Consider the following 16,897-nt stretch of genomic DNA (forward strand, 5'->3'; position numbering starts at 1 on the left):
CCAACACCGCCGCAACACAAAATATGACGAAAATTAGGCTGGGTTATCGATATCAACAAACTCCGCATCTAACCCATGTTCATCTACGAGCCACTGAGTCAGTGCTTTGATCCCATAACGCTCCGTTGCGTGATGCCCTGCGCTGTAGAAATGGATCCCCATTTCCCTTGCTATATGAATGGTTTGCTCAGAAACTTCCCCTGTTACAAAAGCATCTACGCCAAATTCCGCCGCTTGTAGGATGAAACCTTGCCCTCCACCTGTACACCATGCAATTTGGCGAATTTCTTCTTTTGCATTATCACCACAATGAAGAACTTTACGGCCAAGGCGAGTTTCTAAGCGAGACGTTAATTCTGAAGGTGTAATGGGTTGATCAAAAAAACCAAATGGCATTAACGGGTCAATTTGGCCATTCACCTGCACCCCCATAATATAAGCAAGCTGAGTATTATTACCTAATTGGTGATGCGCATCTAATGGGAGGTGATAACCATACAGGTTGATATCATTCGCTAATAATGTTTTTAAGCGATTCTTTTTCATCCCTTTGATGATCGCTGGCTCATTTTTCCAAAAATAGCCATGATGAACAATGATGGCATCGGCTTTCTTTTCAACAGCGACATCTAGCAAAGCTTGGCAAGCTGTCACACCGGTGATGATTTTATGTACATGTGGCCGCCCTTCAACTTGCAATCCATTCGGTGCAAAATCTTGGAACTCACTAACTTTCAATTCATCATTAATGATTTCTTCTAATCTTAAGTTATGCATTATATTGTCCTTTTTACTGCACAGCTAAACGGTTTACCCACCAGTTTGAAGGTAATTAACTGATAATCAATAAGCATAAACGGAAACATGATTTTTTTCTGTATTATTTAGAGCAAATCAGGTCTATTGCCCATGAAAAATAACTGGCGATTAAATAAAGAATGGAAGATAAAAAACAAAACCCCCACAACTCGACATTGCAGGGGTTATGACTGGACACTAAATTTTAAATTAGCGATGACTTTCCAGCGTTGTCTCTGAGCGTTCTAGCCAAACGGGTTTATCGCTGGTCTTAGCCCAAACCTTATGTAAATGGCTATAAAATTTTGCTCTTTTTGGATAAAAAACCATAACCGGAAACGCAATAATGCCAGCTGTTACAGCTGCAGTGCGGCGTGCAAGTACCTGATTACGGGAATATTCGCGATATGTGGACATCGACATCCTCCTTCAGTTGCCACTTTATTTGCCGATCCTAGCTTTGCCCTATCATTCCCCATTAATACACATTTTTCATTAACACAGTAGTAAAGAGCGACTAAAACCGAGCAGATAATATGAAATATATTGACTGTGATTAGAATACTGCAAATTGTGTAATAAAACAACTCATCTGACCACTTAAAATGTAAATATGACTAAAAAAACTGACCATTCCGTATTTTTACTACATAATTTAACCAAGTGGTGTTTTATTTGAACATAAAAATCACAACTAATTAACAACAGGCAATTCATTTCATAAACAACCACCCGCTCTTCCAAGCGAATAAATCGTTATTTTTATACTTTTTTTACACCCAGCCCATGCTTTTTATCAGCTTCTTTACAGCGAACCCTTTAGCCTTATCACATGGAAATAATAAGGAGAAAACACCGTGTCATTACTTTCCATTACTGGGGCAGTTCTTGTCATTTTACTGCTAGCGTATCTGATTTATGCCCTGCTTAACGCGGAGGATTTCTGATATGACGACGACCACATTGCTATTTTTAGGTAGTTTTTTGCTGATCCTATTCATCTTAGCAAAACCTTTAGGTAATGGGATCGCTCGGTTAATCGACAATGACATTCCCCGTCGATTAGCATCAAGTGAATCCCTACTTTGGCGTTTAACCGGTGTTAAACAGCCAGGAAGACACATGGCTGAAATGAATTGGCAACAATACGCCTTAGCGATTGTATTATTTAATATTTTAGGTTTTATTTTATTATTCGCTATTTTAATGAATCAAGGCTATTTACCGCTTAATCCACAACATTTTGAGGGAATGAGCTGGAATTTAGCCTTCAATACCGCAGTGAGTTTTATTACTAATACAAACTGGCAAGCCTATAGTGGTGAAAATACATTAAGCTATTTAAGCCAAATGGCTGGACTGACAGTGCAAAACTTTCTATCTGCAGCTACAGGACTTGCCGTTGCCTTCGCAATTATTCGTGCATTTTCACGCCATGGTAGTAAAACGGTTGGCAATGCATGGTTAGATATTTACCGAATTACGGTGTATTTACTTTTCCCTTTAGCGATTATTTTTGCGCTATTTTTTGTCAGCCAAGGTGTGATCCAAAATTTTTCCAATTATTTACTTATTCATCCTTTAGATAGCAGTGAACAGCTATTACCGATGGGGCCCGTTGCTTCGCAGGAAGCAATAAAATTGCTAGGCACAAATGGTGGTGGATTTTTTGGCTCTAACTCATCACACCCCTTTGAAAACCCAACGGCACTCAGTAATTTTGTGCAAATGCTAGCTATTTTCCTCATTCCTACCGCCCTTTGCTTTGCTTTTGGTCGTGTTGTCGGCAACAACAAACAAGGTCATACCTTACTCTGGGTTATGGGGATCATTTTTGTGGTTGCAGCCATCGTCGTGGTTAAAGCGGAATATGTAGGAAACCCGTTTTTAACCGAGCTACACGCAACGAGTTCCGCCAATATGGAAGGAAAAGAGAGTCGCTTCGGGATCGTTGGCTCCGCTTTATTTGCCGTCGTTACTACCGCTGCATCTTGTGGTGCGGTTAATGCAATGCATGACTCCTTTACCGCGATGGGCGGCATGGTACCAATGTGGTTAATGCAAATTGGTGAGGTCGTATTTGGTGGTGTCGGTTCCGGTTTATACGGTATGTTGCTATTTGTGCTACTTGCCGTGTTCCTTGCAGGCCTGATGATTGGCCGGACCCCTGAATACCTCGGTAAAAAAATCGAAGTGCGCGAAATGAAAATGGTCGCATTGGCGATTTTGGTCACCCCAACCTTAGTGCTACTTGGTACAACTATTTCATTAATGACTGAAGTTGGGCGTGCTGGGATTTTAAATCCAGGCGCTCATGGGTTTAGTGAAGTGTTATATGCTTTTTCTTCTGCTGCTAATAATAATGGTAGCGCTTTTGCAGGTCTCAGCACAAATACCCCGTATTACAATGTGCTACTTGCGATAGCAATGTTTATCGGTCGCTTTGGTGTCATTCTTCCTGTTTTAGCGATCGCGGGTTCTATGACCAATAAAAAACCACAAGCCCAAAGCCACGCTACTTTACCCACAACAGGCCCTTTATTCATTGGGTTACTGATTTTCACTGTGCTTCTCATTGGTGCCCTGACCTTTGTACCAGCCCTTGCTTTAGGTCCAATTGCTGAACAATTACACATTGGTTTTGCGGGATGATGAGGAGGAAAATATGAACAATAAAAATATTAAATTATTCGATAATAAGCTAATCAAACAATCTATTTTTGAATCTATCAAGAAATGTACACCACAAGCACAATGGCGTAACCCTGTGATGTTTGTAGTTTTTATTGGCAGTATTATCACCACGTTTCTCTGGTTAGCCATGGTAATGGATTACACGCAAGGCAGTGCTTGGTTCAGTGGAATGATCACACTTTGGCTATGGTTTACGGTTATTTTCGCCAACTTTGCAGAAGCGCTCGCTGAAGGACGAAGCAAAGCACAAGCCCAAAGCTTAAAAGGTGTTAAACAACAAAGCAGCGCAACACGTTTAGCTTCCCCCTCACTGGAGGCAAGTCAAGAAATAGTGAGTTCAGACCAGTTACGTAAAGGTGATATTGTGTTGATCCGCGCAGGAGAAACCATTCCTTGTGACGGTGAAGTCATCGAAGGTGGTGCTTCGGTGGATGAAAGCGCAATCACAGGGGAATCCGCCCCTGTGATCCGTGAATCCGGTGGTGATTTTTCCTCTGTAACAGGAGGAACTCGCGTACTTTCCGATTGGCTGATCGTGGAGTGTACCGTTAACCCCGGTGAAACCTTCTTAGATAGAATGATTTCCATGGTTGAAGGTGCGCAACGCCGTAAAACGCCCAATGAGATTGCGTTAACTATTTTGTTAACTGCACTCACGATAATTTTTGTCCTCGTTTGTGCAACATTGTACCCTTTTACCCTTTTTGCCTCAGATTATGCAGGTGCCGGTGATGCGGTTTCTATTTTAGTATTGATTGCCCTATTAGTCTGTTTAATTCCAACCACCATTGGAGGCTTGCTTTCATCTATCGGTGTAGCAGGGATGAGCCGCATGTTAGGGGCAAATGTAATAGCCACCAGCGGTCGTGCTGTGGAAGCAGCAGGAGACGTTGACGTTCTATTACTCGATAAAACGGGGACGATTACACTGGGCAACCGCCAAGCCTCCGAATTTTTACCGCTAACGGGTATCACTGAGCAGCAACTAGCTGATGCCGCGCAATTATCTTCCCTAGCCGATGAAACACCCGAAGGCCGCAGCATTGTGGTGCTAGCAAAACAAAAGTTTAATTTACGCGAAAGAGATATTCACGCCCTGAATGCAACCTTTGTTCCTTTCTCCGCGATGACACGTATGAGTGGCGTCAATATTGGCGAACGAATGATCCGCAAAGGTTCTGCGGATGCCATCCGCCGTTATATTGAAGCTAACCACGGTAAATTTCCTGTTGAAGCGGATCAGCTGGTCGAAAAAGTGGCCCATTTAGGTGAAACGCCACTTGTGGTGGTTGATAATAAAACGGTTTTAGGTGTCGTTGCATTAAAAGATATCGTCAAAGGGGGTATGAAAGAACGCTTTGCCCAAATGCGCAGTATGGGCATCAAAACCGTGATGATCACGGGGGATAACCACTTAACAGCCGCCGCAATTGCAGCCGAAGCAGGTGTCGATGATTTCCTTGCAGAGGCCACTCCTGAAGCCAAACTCGCGTTGATCCGCCAATATCAATCTGAAGGTCGCTTGGTTGCCATGACTGGTGACGGCACCAACGATGCACCGGCACTCGCGCAAGCGGATGTTGCGGTGGCAATGAATTCAGGCACCCAAGCAGCAAAAGAAGCCGGTAATATGGTGGATTTAGATTCTAACCCAACCAAGCTGATTGAAGTGGTGCACATTGGTAAACAGATGCTGATGACCCGAGGCTCATTAACTACCTTCAGTATTGCCAATGATATTGCTAAATACTTTGCGATTATTCCTGCGGCCTTCGCCGTAACATGGCCACAACTTAACGCATTAAATGTAATGCATTTGCACTCACCGGCCTCTGCAATTCTTTCCGCAGTGATCTTTAATGCATTAATTATTATTTTCCTGATCCCTCTAGCAATTAAAGGGGTTAATTATCGCCCAATGAGCTCACAATCATTATTGCAACGTAACTTAGGCATTTATGGTTTAGGCGGGCTGATTGTGCCATTTATTGGGATCAAGCTCATTGACCTATTTATTAGTCTCTTTGGGATATAAGGAATTGATTATGAATATGATCCGTTCATCGATTATTATGCTATTAATACTCACACTTTTTACTGGTATAGCCTACCCATTAATGGTAACCGGCCTCGCCCATGTTTTCTTTCCATGGCAGGCTAACGGCTCTTTGCTCACTCAAGATGAACACATTGTTGGCTCAGCCTTGATCGGGCAAAATGTGGATGACGCCCGCTATTTTCACGGTCGCCCCTCCTCAACTATTGATAGCCCCTACAATACATTAGCTTCTGGTGGAAGTAATTTAGCGGTCAGCAACCCATTATTACAACAAGTTATGACTGAACGCAGTGAACAACTGCGCGCAGAAAATCCCGATGCCAGTCATGCCATTCCAGCCGATTTACTCACATCGTCTGCCAGTGGCTTAGACCCCAATATTTCCGTTGATGCCGCGTTGTACCAAACGCCACGCATTGCAAAAAGCAGGCAAATTCCATTGGATGCGGTAAAATTATTGATAGAAACGCACACTGAACAGACATTGTTATCCTTTTTAGGCGAACCCGTCATTAATGTGCTAAAACTGAACTTAGCACTTGATGAATATCAACAACAAATAAATAGTCAAACTCACTAGGGGCTATGATGAACAATCAGGAACCTATCCGCCCTAACCCCGATGAACTCTTGGTCAAAGCCAATGAAATTGGACGTGGCAAATTAAAGATTTTTTTCGGGGCCTGTGCGGGTGTTGGAAAAACATATGCCATGCTCCAAGAAGCACAAAGACTCAGAGCGCAAGGGCTAGATGTGCTGATTGGCGTAGTAGAAACCCATGAAAGAGAAGAAACGGCCGCGCTACTTGACGGCCTTTCACTATTGCCCCCCAGACGTATTATTCATCACGGTCGTCGTCTAAACAGCTTCGATATTGACGCCGCAATTGCTAGGCATCCAGCCATAATTTTAATGGATGAGTTAGCATTTAGTAACCCTAATGGCAGCCGTCACCCTAAACGCTGGCAAGATGTCGAAGAATTATTAGATGCTGGTATTGATGTGTTGACAACCATCAACGTTCAACATATTGAAAGCCTGAATGATATTGTGGGAAGCATTACAGGTATTCGTGTACGTGAAACGGTTCCAGATCATATTTTTGATGCCGCAGACGAGGTGGTATTAGTCGACCTTCCTCCTGACGACCTACGACAGCGCCTTAAAGAAGGCAAAGTTTATATCCCAGGACAAGCCGAACGCGCCATTGAACATTTTTTCCGTAAAGGAAATTTAATTGCACTTCGTGAACTCGCTCTTCGCCGTACTGCCGACCGGGTTGATGACCAGATGCGTGAATTTCGCGACGGTAAAGGCCAAGCACCTGTTTGGCACACTCGCGATGGACTCTTGCTATGCATTGGCCATAATACGGGAAATGAAAAATTAGTCCGTACAGCCGCGCGACTTGCTGCAAAATTTGGCAGTGTCTGGCATGCTGTTTATGTTGAAACCCCTTCACTTCATCAGCTACCTGAAACCCAGCGCAGAGCTATCTTAAAAGCGTTACGCCTTGCTCAAGACTTAGGGGCAGAAACGGCCACGTTATCCGATCCTTCAGAAGAAAAAGCCATATTACGTTATGCACGAGAACATAATTTAGGGAAAATATTAATTGGTCGGCGTAATAAAGCAAACAAATGGTTTAAGCTCAATTGGCGTCCCGGTTTTGCCGATCGTCTTGGTAAGCTCGGCCCTGATCTAGATTTAGTGATCGTCGCACTTGAAGAGCAAAGTGAGTGGGATAAAGAGCCGGAAAGAAAACCATTCTCTGAAAAATGGCGATCGGATATGAATGGCTATTTAATGGCTATTGTGATGTGCGCCGCTATCACCTTATTTTCACGTACCTTTTTATTGGCCCTCGATAAAGCCAACCTCGTGACACTCTATCTATTAGGTGTCGTGTTAATTGCATTATTTTATGGTCGACGACCCTCTGTCTTTGCCGCGCTGGTCAACGTGATCAGTTTTGACCTGTTCTTTGTTCAACCCCATTTTTCTCTTGCTATCATGGACATGCAATATTTAGTCACTTTTACGGTGATGCTAATTGTTGGGGTTGTTGTGGGGAATTTAACTGCGGGTATGCGATACCAAGCACGTATCGCTCGGTATCGAGAACAACGGACACGTCATTTATATGAAATGACAAAAGAATTAGGCCAAGCCATTACCACAGATGATATTGGAAAAACAGGGTACCATTTTCTCAATAATGCCTTCCAAGCCAAAAGTTGCTTATTATTACCTGATGAGGATGGCCAATTAACACCGTTGCAATGTGATGGCTATACTGCAATGCAAATTGATAAAGCCATTGCTAAGTGGAGTTTTGATAAGCGCCAACCTGCCGGTGCTGGTACGGATACTTTGCCAAGTGTTCCTTATCAATTACAACCGATCACCACGGCAGATCAAACCCTTGCTGTTCTTGCGATTGAGCCAAAAAATATGCGCCAATTATTGATCCCTGAGCAACAGCGTATGCTGCAAACCTTTACGGGGCTGATTGCGAGTGCTCTTGCTCGTCTACAGCTGACCAAACAAGCTGAGTCTGCCAAATTAGATATTGAACGTGAACAACTGAGAAACTCGTTACTTGCTGCACTTTCTCATGACCTAAAAACACCGCTCACCGTTTTATTCGGTCAAACCGAAATTTTAATGTTGAATTTATCGGCGGAAAACTCGCCATTAACAGAGCAAGTCAACCAAATGCGCCAACAAGTACTTAGCACTTCGCGTTTAGTGAATAATTTATTGGATATGGCTCGCTTGCAATCGGGTAGTATTCAACCCAATTTAGCATGGGAATCACTACAAGAAATTACCAGTAGTGCCGTTAGAACCTTAGATTACACCTTACACAGTCACCCTTTAGAAATTGATATTCCAGCCGATTTATTACTTTATTGCGATGCTAATTTGATTGAACGGGTTCTAATCAATCTATTAGAAAATGCCGTAAAATACAGCCATAACGATACCCCGATCGGTATTCGAGCTGCCGTTGAAGGGCAAAAAATTCATATTGAAATATGGGATGCCAGCAATGGGATCCCAAATGGGCAAGAAAAAAATATTTTCGACAAATTTTCTCGGGCGCAAAAAGAGTCAGCAATCCCAGGAGTTGGCTTAGGGCTCGCTATTTGCCGTGCTATAATTCAATTACATGAAGGGGAAATTTGGGCGCAGAATAATAATAAAGGTGGAGCCAGTTTCCACTTTGTCTTACCTCTAAAGCAACTACCTGATATCGAAGTAGAAACATAAAGGATTAGCATATTGTGAGCACTAGCCATCAAATTCTAGTTGTTGAAGATGAAAAAGAAATTCGTCGCTTTGTTCGCTTGGCGCTGGAAGGTGAAGGCTGGAAAGTCTTTGAGGCGGAAAACTATCAACGCGGCCTCATTGAGTCCGGTACGCGACAACCTGATTTATTGATTTTAGACCTTGGCTTACCTGATGGCGATGGACTCAATTTAATTCGTGAACTACGCCAGTGGAGCAGTATCCCTATCATTGTTTTATCCGCTCGCGAAGAGGAGTCGCAAAAGGTGGCTGCATTGGATGCCGGCGCTGATGATTACCTGACAAAACCCTTTGGTATTAGTGAATTACTGGCTCGTGTTAGAGTCGCTTTACGGCGTTTTGGCAAAGTAACCCAAGAAAACTCAAAATGCCAGTTTGGGGATATCACTATCGATTTTATTAATCGAATTGTTACCAAGCAAGGTGAAGAGCTCCACCTTACCCCGATTGAGTTCCGTTTACTCAGTGAACTGGTGGCTAATAGTGGCAAAGTATTGACTCAACGGCATTTATTACTACAAGTGTGGGGGCCTAATTATGTGGAACATAATCATTACTTACGCATCTACATGGGCCATCTACGGCAAAAGTTGGAGAATGACCCAGCACGCCCAATTCACCTATTAACCGAAACAGGGATTGGTTATCGCTTTATGCCTTAATCGACTATTAAGAATTAAATTCTAAGAATCTTACCGATAGTTTAAATTAAAAGTCTGCTTATAATTTCTTCACCTTTATTTCTATGGAGAGAAATTCGTGCAAATGCTTACCACCCAACTATCAAATCGTTTTTCATCTGCATTAGTGCTTTTTTTAAGTGTTTTTGTAACCACTCAAGCCCTTGCATTAAGTCCTGAAGAAAAAATTCGTACTGAATCATTATTAGCAGCACTTGGTAAACAGCAGGATCTTACTTTTACTCGTAATGGCACTGAGTATTCCGCTGTCGATGCTGAGTCTCACTTGCGATTAAAACTACGTAAAACAGAGAAACGCCTCAATACTGCAGAACAATTTATTGATAACGTTGCTTCAAAATCATCCATTACTGGTGAAGAGTATCAAGTCAAAGATGCACAAGGAAATGTGATCTCAGCCAATAAATATTTGCATGAATTATTAAAAGAAAAAGTGGATAACAAACCTCAATAAGTCGTATTACCCATAGAAAAAGCCGTGATATTAACTAGAAATATCACGGCTTTTTTTGTTCTAATGCTCTCGAACAGCCCTCTAAATAATTCATTTATCAGGGGCTCATTCGTGTTGTAGGAAAGCAGCAAGACCGCTAGACCCTAGGAGTATACATAAGTATGTGACTAGGGCTAGTGCGTGAAGCTAACACACCTACAGCGCGAAGGATAACGAGGATTTTAGTTAGACTCGAGCTTAGCCCAAGTATCACGCAACCCCACAGTACGATTAAACACTAAATGATCTTCGCTGCTTAAACGGCTGTCAGCACAGAAATAGCCTTCACGCTCAAACTGATACGCCTTTTCTGCCTCTGCATTTTTCAGGCTTGGCTCAACAAAACCTTGGCGAATAACCAGTGACTCCGGGTTGATAACTGATAAGAAATCATCTTCTGCACCAGGGTTTGGTACTGTAAATAAACGGTCATACAGACGAATTTCTGCTGGTAATGCATGAGCGACGCTAACCCAATGAATAACGCCTTTGACTTTACGGCCATCTGCCGGGTCTTTATTCAGTGTGCCTGCATCATAACTACAGTAAATAGTTGTGATATTACCATCAGCGTCTTTTTCAACACGCTCGGCCTTAATAATGTATGCATTACGCAAACGAACTTCTTTGCCTAATACTAAGCGCTTATATTGGCGATTCGCTTCTTCACGAAAGTCTGCACGGTCAATATAGATTTCATTGCTAAATGGTACTTGGCGCGTACCCATCTCCGGTTTATTTGGATGGTTTGGCGCTGTTAAAATCTCTTCGCCAGCAGGCATGTTTTCAATCACCACACGAACTGGGTCGATAACCGCCATCGCACGTGGTGCTGACTCATTCAGGTCATCACGAATACAAGACTCTAAAGCGGCCATTTCAACGTTATTGTCTTGTTTAGTCACGCCGATACGTTGGCAAAATTCACGAATTGAGGCTGCGGTATAACCACGACGACGTAAACCCGAAATGGTTAACATACGTGGGTCATCCCAACCATTAACATGTTTTTCGGTGACTAGTTGGTTCAATTTACGCTTAGACATCACCGTGTATTCCAAATTCAGACGAGAAAACTCGTACTGACGTGGATGGCAATCAATGGTGATATTATCTAATACCCAATCATATAAACGGCGGTTATCTTGGAACTCTAGCGTACATAATGAATGCGTAATCCCTTCCAATGCATCAGAAATACAATGCGTGAAGTCATACATTGGATAAATACACCATTTGTTGCCAGATTGGTGATGTTCCGCAAATTTAATACGATATAAAACTGGATCACGCATCACCATAAATGGGGATGCCATATCGATTTTCGCACGTAAACACGCTTTTCCTTCTTCGAAGCCACCCGCACGCATTTTTTCGAATAATGCTAAGTTGTCTTCAATTAGGCGCTCACGGTATGGGCTATTTTTACCGGGCTCTTTGAGTGTCCCACGATATTCGCGAATTTCGTCTGGGCTGAGCTCATCAACATAAGCTAAGCCTTTTTTGATCAGCTCGATCGCATATTGATACAAGGTATCAAAGTAGTCAGAGGAATAACGAACATCGCCGCTCCACTCAAAACCAAGCCATTTAACGTCTTCTTGAATTGAATTAACGTATTCGACATCTTCTTTTACAGGGTTTGTATCATCAAAACGTAAGTTACATTGGCCCTGATAATCCTTGGCAATGCCAAAATTCAAGCAGATTGATTTAGCATGACCAATATGTAAATAGCCATTCGGTTCAGGTGGAAAACGCGTATGCACTGACGTGTGTTTTCCAGTCGCCAGATCTTCATCTATGATCTGACGGATAAAATTTGTTGGGCGAGCATCTGCCTCATTCATTGTCATCATTCCTCAATGCCAAAAGCGCGCTAAAAGCGTGTAGTATCTGAATATATTCTACCATAATCAATCAGGAAACAACCGTTTGATTGCGCCAAGTGCAGCAAAAGCGATGATCTGGAAGAATTTAGGGCAAAAAGCCCATCTTTACCCGCCGATATACGCTATTTTTAAGCCAGTAACATAACAGTCAAAACAATGAGTAACAGTAGCGGATAACTTTGAGCATGACGTTTATCGCTCAGGTAAGGCATTAATAAAGAAGCAAAACGGATCCCTAACCACGATGTCACAATGAGAATTAATGCCCCTTTAATATAGATCATCCCCAGAAAGCCTGCTCCGAGGTCAATGTGTTTATCAATGGCGAAATAAAAATAAGTTAATGTCCCCGTGATTGCCATTGGTAATGTCAATGGGTTCGCAAAGGCAGCAGCTTGGATCATACTCGCACCTCTACGTCGCATTAAAGGAACTGTCATCACACTGCCACCAACACCTAAAAATGCCGCCACCGCACCAATCACCACTCCAATCGGGGTATCGGCAAAAATACCACCACGGGAGGCTTGTATACCTATAGATCCTGTTTTCATAAAACCAGGACGTATAAAACAATCTAGAATAGTGATAATGAGATAACCGATGAATATCCAACGAATTAATGCACTATCTACGGATAGCGCAACAATTGCCCCAAATATGCCACCAATTGAAATTGGAATAATAAAAGGACGTATAATTGGCCAGCTGAGATTCCCTTTTAAATAATGAGCGCGACTTGATAACGTTGATGAAAAAATCATCACGCAGGTTGAAGTTGCCACCGCAATCTGCATTGCCACAGTTCCTGCATCGCTTTGTGGCCCCCACACTAAGGTAATCAAGGCATATAACAGTGGAACCGTAATAAAACCGCCACCGAAGCCGAATAGTGCGGTGGTGATCCCCGAAATAAAGCCAAATAAACACAAAAGCAGTTCCACAGATAAACCCTCTCAGTAATTGAGAAAATATTTTATCGATGAAAAAAGCCCCTTGCTTATGCAAATTTGACAACCTTGTTTGAGATTTCGCCAATGTTATTAATAAATGCAATTTTTTAATACGAAAAATAGCGTGTTTTTTACACGCTATTTTTAACGCATTATTCATAACTACCTTTCATATTAGTCATAAAATAAAATTTTGGTAAATTAACCAATCGCATCTTTCTCTTTCTGATTTCCTCTATGTTTTTTTAAGTACGCTTCTATTTTCTTTTCTACTTTATCATTACATTCTTTTACCCAGATACGGTTATTCGGGTTTTGTTGCTTACATTTATCACCTTCATTTGATATTTTGAGTAAATCAACATATGTATCAAAATTCTTGAGGTAATATGCATCTTGCCCCTTTGGGTTATCTCTTGCGGCCATTTCTAAATAGTATTTAGCTTTATTAAAGTCCTGAGGGATCCCGCCGAGTCCATGTAAATAAATCGTCGAAAGATTTTTTACTGCGACAAGTACCTTATTACCATGAAGGTGGTAAGCTCGTTCATAATATGAAATTGCTTCTGGCATATTTATTTCCCCCCCATTACCATGCTGATAGTTTACCCCTGTAAATAACAGAGCTAACCCATTATTAGAATTAATTTTTAATACTCTCTTCAAAAAGAAATTTGCCAGTGCACACTCTTCTTTTGCAGCTTTCACATTATGTAAATGCTTAAAATCGGTGCAACCAATTCTGAAAAAAGAAAACAAGACATAATTATCATCTTCATTATTATTTTTTAAGGCCCGATGATATAACTCAAGCACTTGCTGTTGGTTTGCAGGATAAGAAACTTTTTTAGGTAGGTCAGGGTCATAACGAAGTTCTGTTTCATTATATTCAATGGTATATAGACGATCCCTCACAGTTGGAATTAAAGGAGGATTTGTATTTCCTCCCCAAGTTGGAGTCCCGATCATGAACGCTCCTATAACGATAAACCATGAAATCAACCTCACGAAATTTCTCCTAAATCATAAGTCGAGAGTGAAGTTATAAGTATTTCACTAATTCAGTCATATTACATATTCCTTATATTTTTGTTTTAGATAAATATTATTTTGTATAAAACAAGTAAATTAAATTATTTACTAATAATTTATAAATATAGATAATTACCATTCATCTCGATAATCGAATGAAACTTGATAATCATATTTACTAAATTCAATGTTATGTTTTATATGATTTTGAAGATTAGAAACCCAGTCAGAAACCATATCAAAACAACCATTATTAATAATATTTTCCTCAGGATTAATGGTTTCCTCTATAATGCTATCATTATCGCCTAGATCTAGAGAATACTCTTCACCAACATATTCCTCTGTTTGTTTATCAAACCAAACCAAATGAATTTTTAATCCCATTCCTTTCTCCTTATAGATACTTTTTTATAATTATTTTAGGCGCTTTAATTTTAATTATTCGCGTATTTTAGAAAAAACACCTCCCCACAAAGCTAACAATTAATTATATTTTCTTTATAAACCAAACTCAATTGATAGTGATTATCATTATTTGTTATACCCTGTATGATTATCTTTTTCTTATTTAACCACCATAAAAAAAGGGTGGCCTAAGCCACCCTCTTACTAACTTATAATATTAAGCTGAATTATTTCAGAACATTATAAATAACCGTTTCGCCTGCTTTCACATCGCCTTCAACTAAAATCTCGACACCAGCGAAGTCATCAATATTGCTGATGATAACTGGGCTAATCATTGATTTAGCATTGGCCTCAAGGAACGCAAGGTCGAGGTTCAGAATTGGTGTGCCAGCGGTTACTTCAGCTCCTTCTTCCACTAAACGTGCACAACCTTCGCCTTTCAGTGCAACAGTATCAATCCCCATATGAACAATGAGTTCGACACCATTTTCTGTTTCAAGGCAGAATGCATGATTAGTTTCGAAAATTTTCACCACCGTACCTGATGCCGGCGCTAACACTTCACTGCTTGTTGGTTTGATGGCAATACCATCGCCCACAATGCGGCTAGAAAACGCTTCATCAGGCACATCATCAAGTGAGAAAACTTGACCACTCACTGGCGCAACCAGAGATAAAATCACATTGCCTTTAGCTTTCGCAGGCTCTGTCGCTTTTTTCTCTTCTGCCGCTGCAACTGGCGCAGAACCTGCAATTGGGCCTTTTGCAATCACTTCAGTCATTGCTTTTGCCACTAATTCAGCACGTGTACCGACAATCACTTGCACATTTTGTTTGCTTAAGCGGATAACACCTGAAGCGCCTAAACGTTTAGTCATCGCATCGTTAACAACTGCTGAATCTTTAACGCCTAAACGTAAACGTGTAATACAAGCATCAATACTGACGATGTTATCACTACCCCCCACCGCTGCAACATATTGGCGAGCTTCTTTTTGAATATCGCTGTCACTGTTATCGGCAGGGCTAATGCTTTCGTCATAACCATCAATCGTTTCATCACCTGCGCTCTCTTCACGGCCTGGTGTTAACAGGTTGAATTTGCGGATCATGAAACGGAAAATGACATAGTAGATGCAGAAGAAAACCAAGCCTTGGACAATCAACATATACCACTGAACGGCTAGTGGGTTACGTGATTGCAATAACATATCGACTAAACCTGCGCTGAAGCCGAACCCTGAGATCCATTCCATTGTTGCTGCGATATAAACCGAAATACCGGTTAACAATGCGTGGACTACGTACAGAATCGGTGCCACGAACATGAAGGAGAATTCAAGCGGCTCAGTGATACCGGTGAAGAATGCCGCGAACGCACCGGCAATCATAATACCAGCAACTTTTGCCTTATTTTCTGGACGTGCACAGTGGTAAATCGCTAATGCCGCACCAGGTAAACCAAACATCATGATTGGGAAGAAGCCCGCTTGGTAACGACCCGTAATACCTACTGTTGCAAGGCCTGCTTCAATTGACTTAGCACCGCCTAAGAAGTTTGGAATATCATTGATCCCTGCAACGTCAAACCAGAACACTGAGTTAAGTGCATGGTGAAGACCCACAGGAATTAATAAACGGTTGAAAAATGCGTAAATCCCCGCGCCCACAGAGCCTAAGTCTTTAATGCTTTCACCGAAAGAGACTAAACCGTTATAGACCACTGGCCACACATACATCAGTATGAAGGCTAAGATGATCATTAAGAATGATGTCAGAATGGGTACAAGGCGACGACCGCTAAAGAAAGACAATGCTTTTGGTAGCTCTACGCCACTGTAGCGGTTGTACAATTCTGCAGACAGTACCCCAACTAAGATACCCACGAACTGGTTATTTATTTTACCGAATGCCGCAGGAACGCTTTCCAACGGAACATTCATGATCATGGAATAAGATGCAGGAGAACACAGTGTTGTCACGACTAAAAAGCCAACAAAACCGGTCAGTGCAGCAGCACCGTCTTTATCTTTTGACATCCCATAAGCAACACCAATAGCAAATAGCACGGACATATTATCAATAATAGCCGCGCCCGATTTAATCAGTAACGCCGCGATTGCACTATTGGCTCCCCAACCATCTGGGTCAATCCAATAGCCAATCCCCATCAGGATTGCTGCAGCTGGTAGTACCGCAACTGGCACCATAAGTGCCCTACCAATCCGCTGTAAGTAGCTAAGAATATTCACAAACTCCCCCTTTATCGCCCTATTTTTGTCCCATTTACGGGATCTTCTTGTTCACACACCTAAATCATAATTTAGGTTATTGAGAGTATCAATTTCATAGTCTAAATTAATTGTTTCGCGATGCAAAATAAATAGGTTCGATTTGTGATAAATATCAACGAAAGAGTTACTGATATGACTAAATTACTAGCTATTATTGAAAACTTATTTTATGATTAAAAATAACTTTTTTATGCTATTAACCTGTATATTCTCAGCACACTTGAATGCATGAACTGAAACAAAAACAGCAGGTCA

General features: G+C 41.6%; 14 protein-coding genes. 7 read left to right on the forward strand and 7 right to left on the reverse strand.

Going from position 1 to position 16,897, the window contains the following annotated elements; translation table 11 throughout:
• Nucleotides 1-33: 33 nt before the first annotated feature.
• Both PSF42_RS16650 and PSF42_RS16655 read right to left on the reverse strand, forming a co-directional pair.
• A complete protein-coding gene (locus PSF42_RS16650; RefSeq protein ID WP_125894146.1) occupies nt 34-777 on the reverse strand; it encodes a type 2 GTP cyclohydrolase I in 744 nt (247 codons plus the stop codon).
• 231 nt (nt 778-1,008) lie between these two features.
• Complete coding sequence (locus PSF42_RS16655) at nt 1,009-1,215, reverse strand: YbfA family protein (protein WP_036957942.1); 207 nt, start codon at nt 1,213-1,215, stop codon at nt 1,009-1,011.
• Between the two features lie 440 nt (nt 1,216-1,655).
• Here PSF42_RS16655 and kdpF point away from each other — a divergent pair, with 440 nt between their 5' ends.
• The 7 genes from kdpF (at nt 1,656) to PSF42_RS16685 (ending at nt 10,021) form a co-directional block, all read left to right on the forward strand.
• Nucleotides 1,656-1,745, forward strand: coding sequence for a K(+)-transporting ATPase subunit F (gene kdpF / locus PSF42_RS20840; RefSeq protein WP_125894147.1), 90 nt, complete (start codon nt 1,656-1,658; stop codon nt 1,743-1,745).
• A gap of 1 nt (nt 1,746) precedes the next feature.
• Nucleotides 1,747-3,450, forward strand: a complete 1,704-nt coding sequence (gene kdpA, locus PSF42_RS16660; protein ID WP_272680386.1) for a potassium-transporting ATPase subunit KdpA — start codon at nt 1,747-1,749, stop codon at nt 3,448-3,450.
• Between the two features lie 13 nt (nt 3,451-3,463).
• Complete coding sequence (gene kdpB / locus PSF42_RS16665) at nt 3,464-5,527, forward strand: potassium-transporting ATPase subunit KdpB (RefSeq protein ID WP_248467802.1); 2,064 nt, start codon at nt 3,464-3,466, stop codon at nt 5,525-5,527.
• 10 nt (nt 5,528-5,537) lie between these two features.
• Entirely contained in the window at nt 5,538-6,131 is a 594-nt protein-coding gene (gene kdpC / locus PSF42_RS16670; protein WP_125894154.1) for a potassium-transporting ATPase subunit KdpC, read from the forward strand.
• A gap of 8 nt (nt 6,132-6,139) precedes the next feature.
• Nucleotides 6,140-8,827: a two-component system sensor histidine kinase KdpD gene (gene kdpD / locus PSF42_RS16675; protein WP_272680389.1), complete on the forward strand. Its 2,688-nt coding sequence runs from the start codon at nt 6,140-6,142 to the stop codon at nt 8,825-8,827.
• 11 nt (nt 8,828-8,838) lie between these two features.
• Nucleotides 8,839-9,528 (forward strand): two-component system response regulator KdpE, encoded by a 690-nt coding sequence (kdpE, locus tag PSF42_RS16680; RefSeq protein WP_181490173.1) that lies wholly within the window; start codon nt 8,839-8,841, stop codon nt 9,526-9,528.
• 103 nt (nt 9,529-9,631) lie between these two features.
• Complete coding sequence (locus PSF42_RS16685) at nt 9,632-10,021, forward strand: DUF5329 family protein (protein ID WP_125894257.1); 390 nt, start codon at nt 9,632-9,634, stop codon at nt 10,019-10,021.
• A gap of 221 nt (nt 10,022-10,242) precedes the next feature.
• Here PSF42_RS16685 and glnS read toward each other — a convergent pair whose 3' ends face one another.
• The 5 genes from glnS to nagE all read right to left on the reverse strand — a co-directional run bounded on the left by glnS (nt 10,243) and on the right by nagE (nt 16,558).
• Entirely contained in the window at nt 10,243-11,910 is a 1,668-nt protein-coding gene (glnS, locus tag PSF42_RS16690) for a glutamine--tRNA ligase (RefSeq protein WP_148099020.1), read from the reverse strand.
• A 170-nt stretch (nt 11,911-12,080) separates the two neighbouring features.
• Nucleotides 12,081-12,896: a sulfite exporter TauE/SafE family protein gene (locus PSF42_RS16695; protein WP_125894156.1), complete on the reverse strand. Its 816-nt coding sequence runs from the start codon at nt 12,894-12,896 to the stop codon at nt 12,081-12,083.
• A 210-nt stretch (nt 12,897-13,106) separates the two neighbouring features.
• Nucleotides 13,107-13,874, reverse strand: coding sequence for an SEL1-like repeat protein (locus PSF42_RS16700; RefSeq protein ID WP_125894158.1), 768 nt, complete (start codon nt 13,872-13,874; stop codon nt 13,107-13,109).
• Nucleotides 13,875-14,069: 195 nt separating this feature from the next.
• Complete coding sequence (locus PSF42_RS16705) at nt 14,070-14,324, reverse strand: colicin E3-like toxin immunity protein (protein ID WP_004256948.1); 255 nt, start codon at nt 14,322-14,324, stop codon at nt 14,070-14,072.
• Nucleotides 14,325-14,572: 248 nt separating this feature from the next.
• Nucleotides 14,573-16,558, reverse strand: a complete 1,986-nt coding sequence (gene nagE / locus PSF42_RS16710; RefSeq protein WP_254879919.1) for an N-acetylglucosamine-specific PTS transporter subunit IIBC — start codon at nt 16,556-16,558, stop codon at nt 14,573-14,575.
• Between the last annotated feature and the right edge of the window lie 339 nt (nt 16,559-16,897).

The sequence above is a fragment of the Providencia sp. PROV032 genome, assembly GCF_028484875.1.
Lineage (GTDB): Bacteria > Pseudomonadota > Gammaproteobacteria > Enterobacterales > Enterobacteriaceae > Providencia > Providencia rettgeri_E.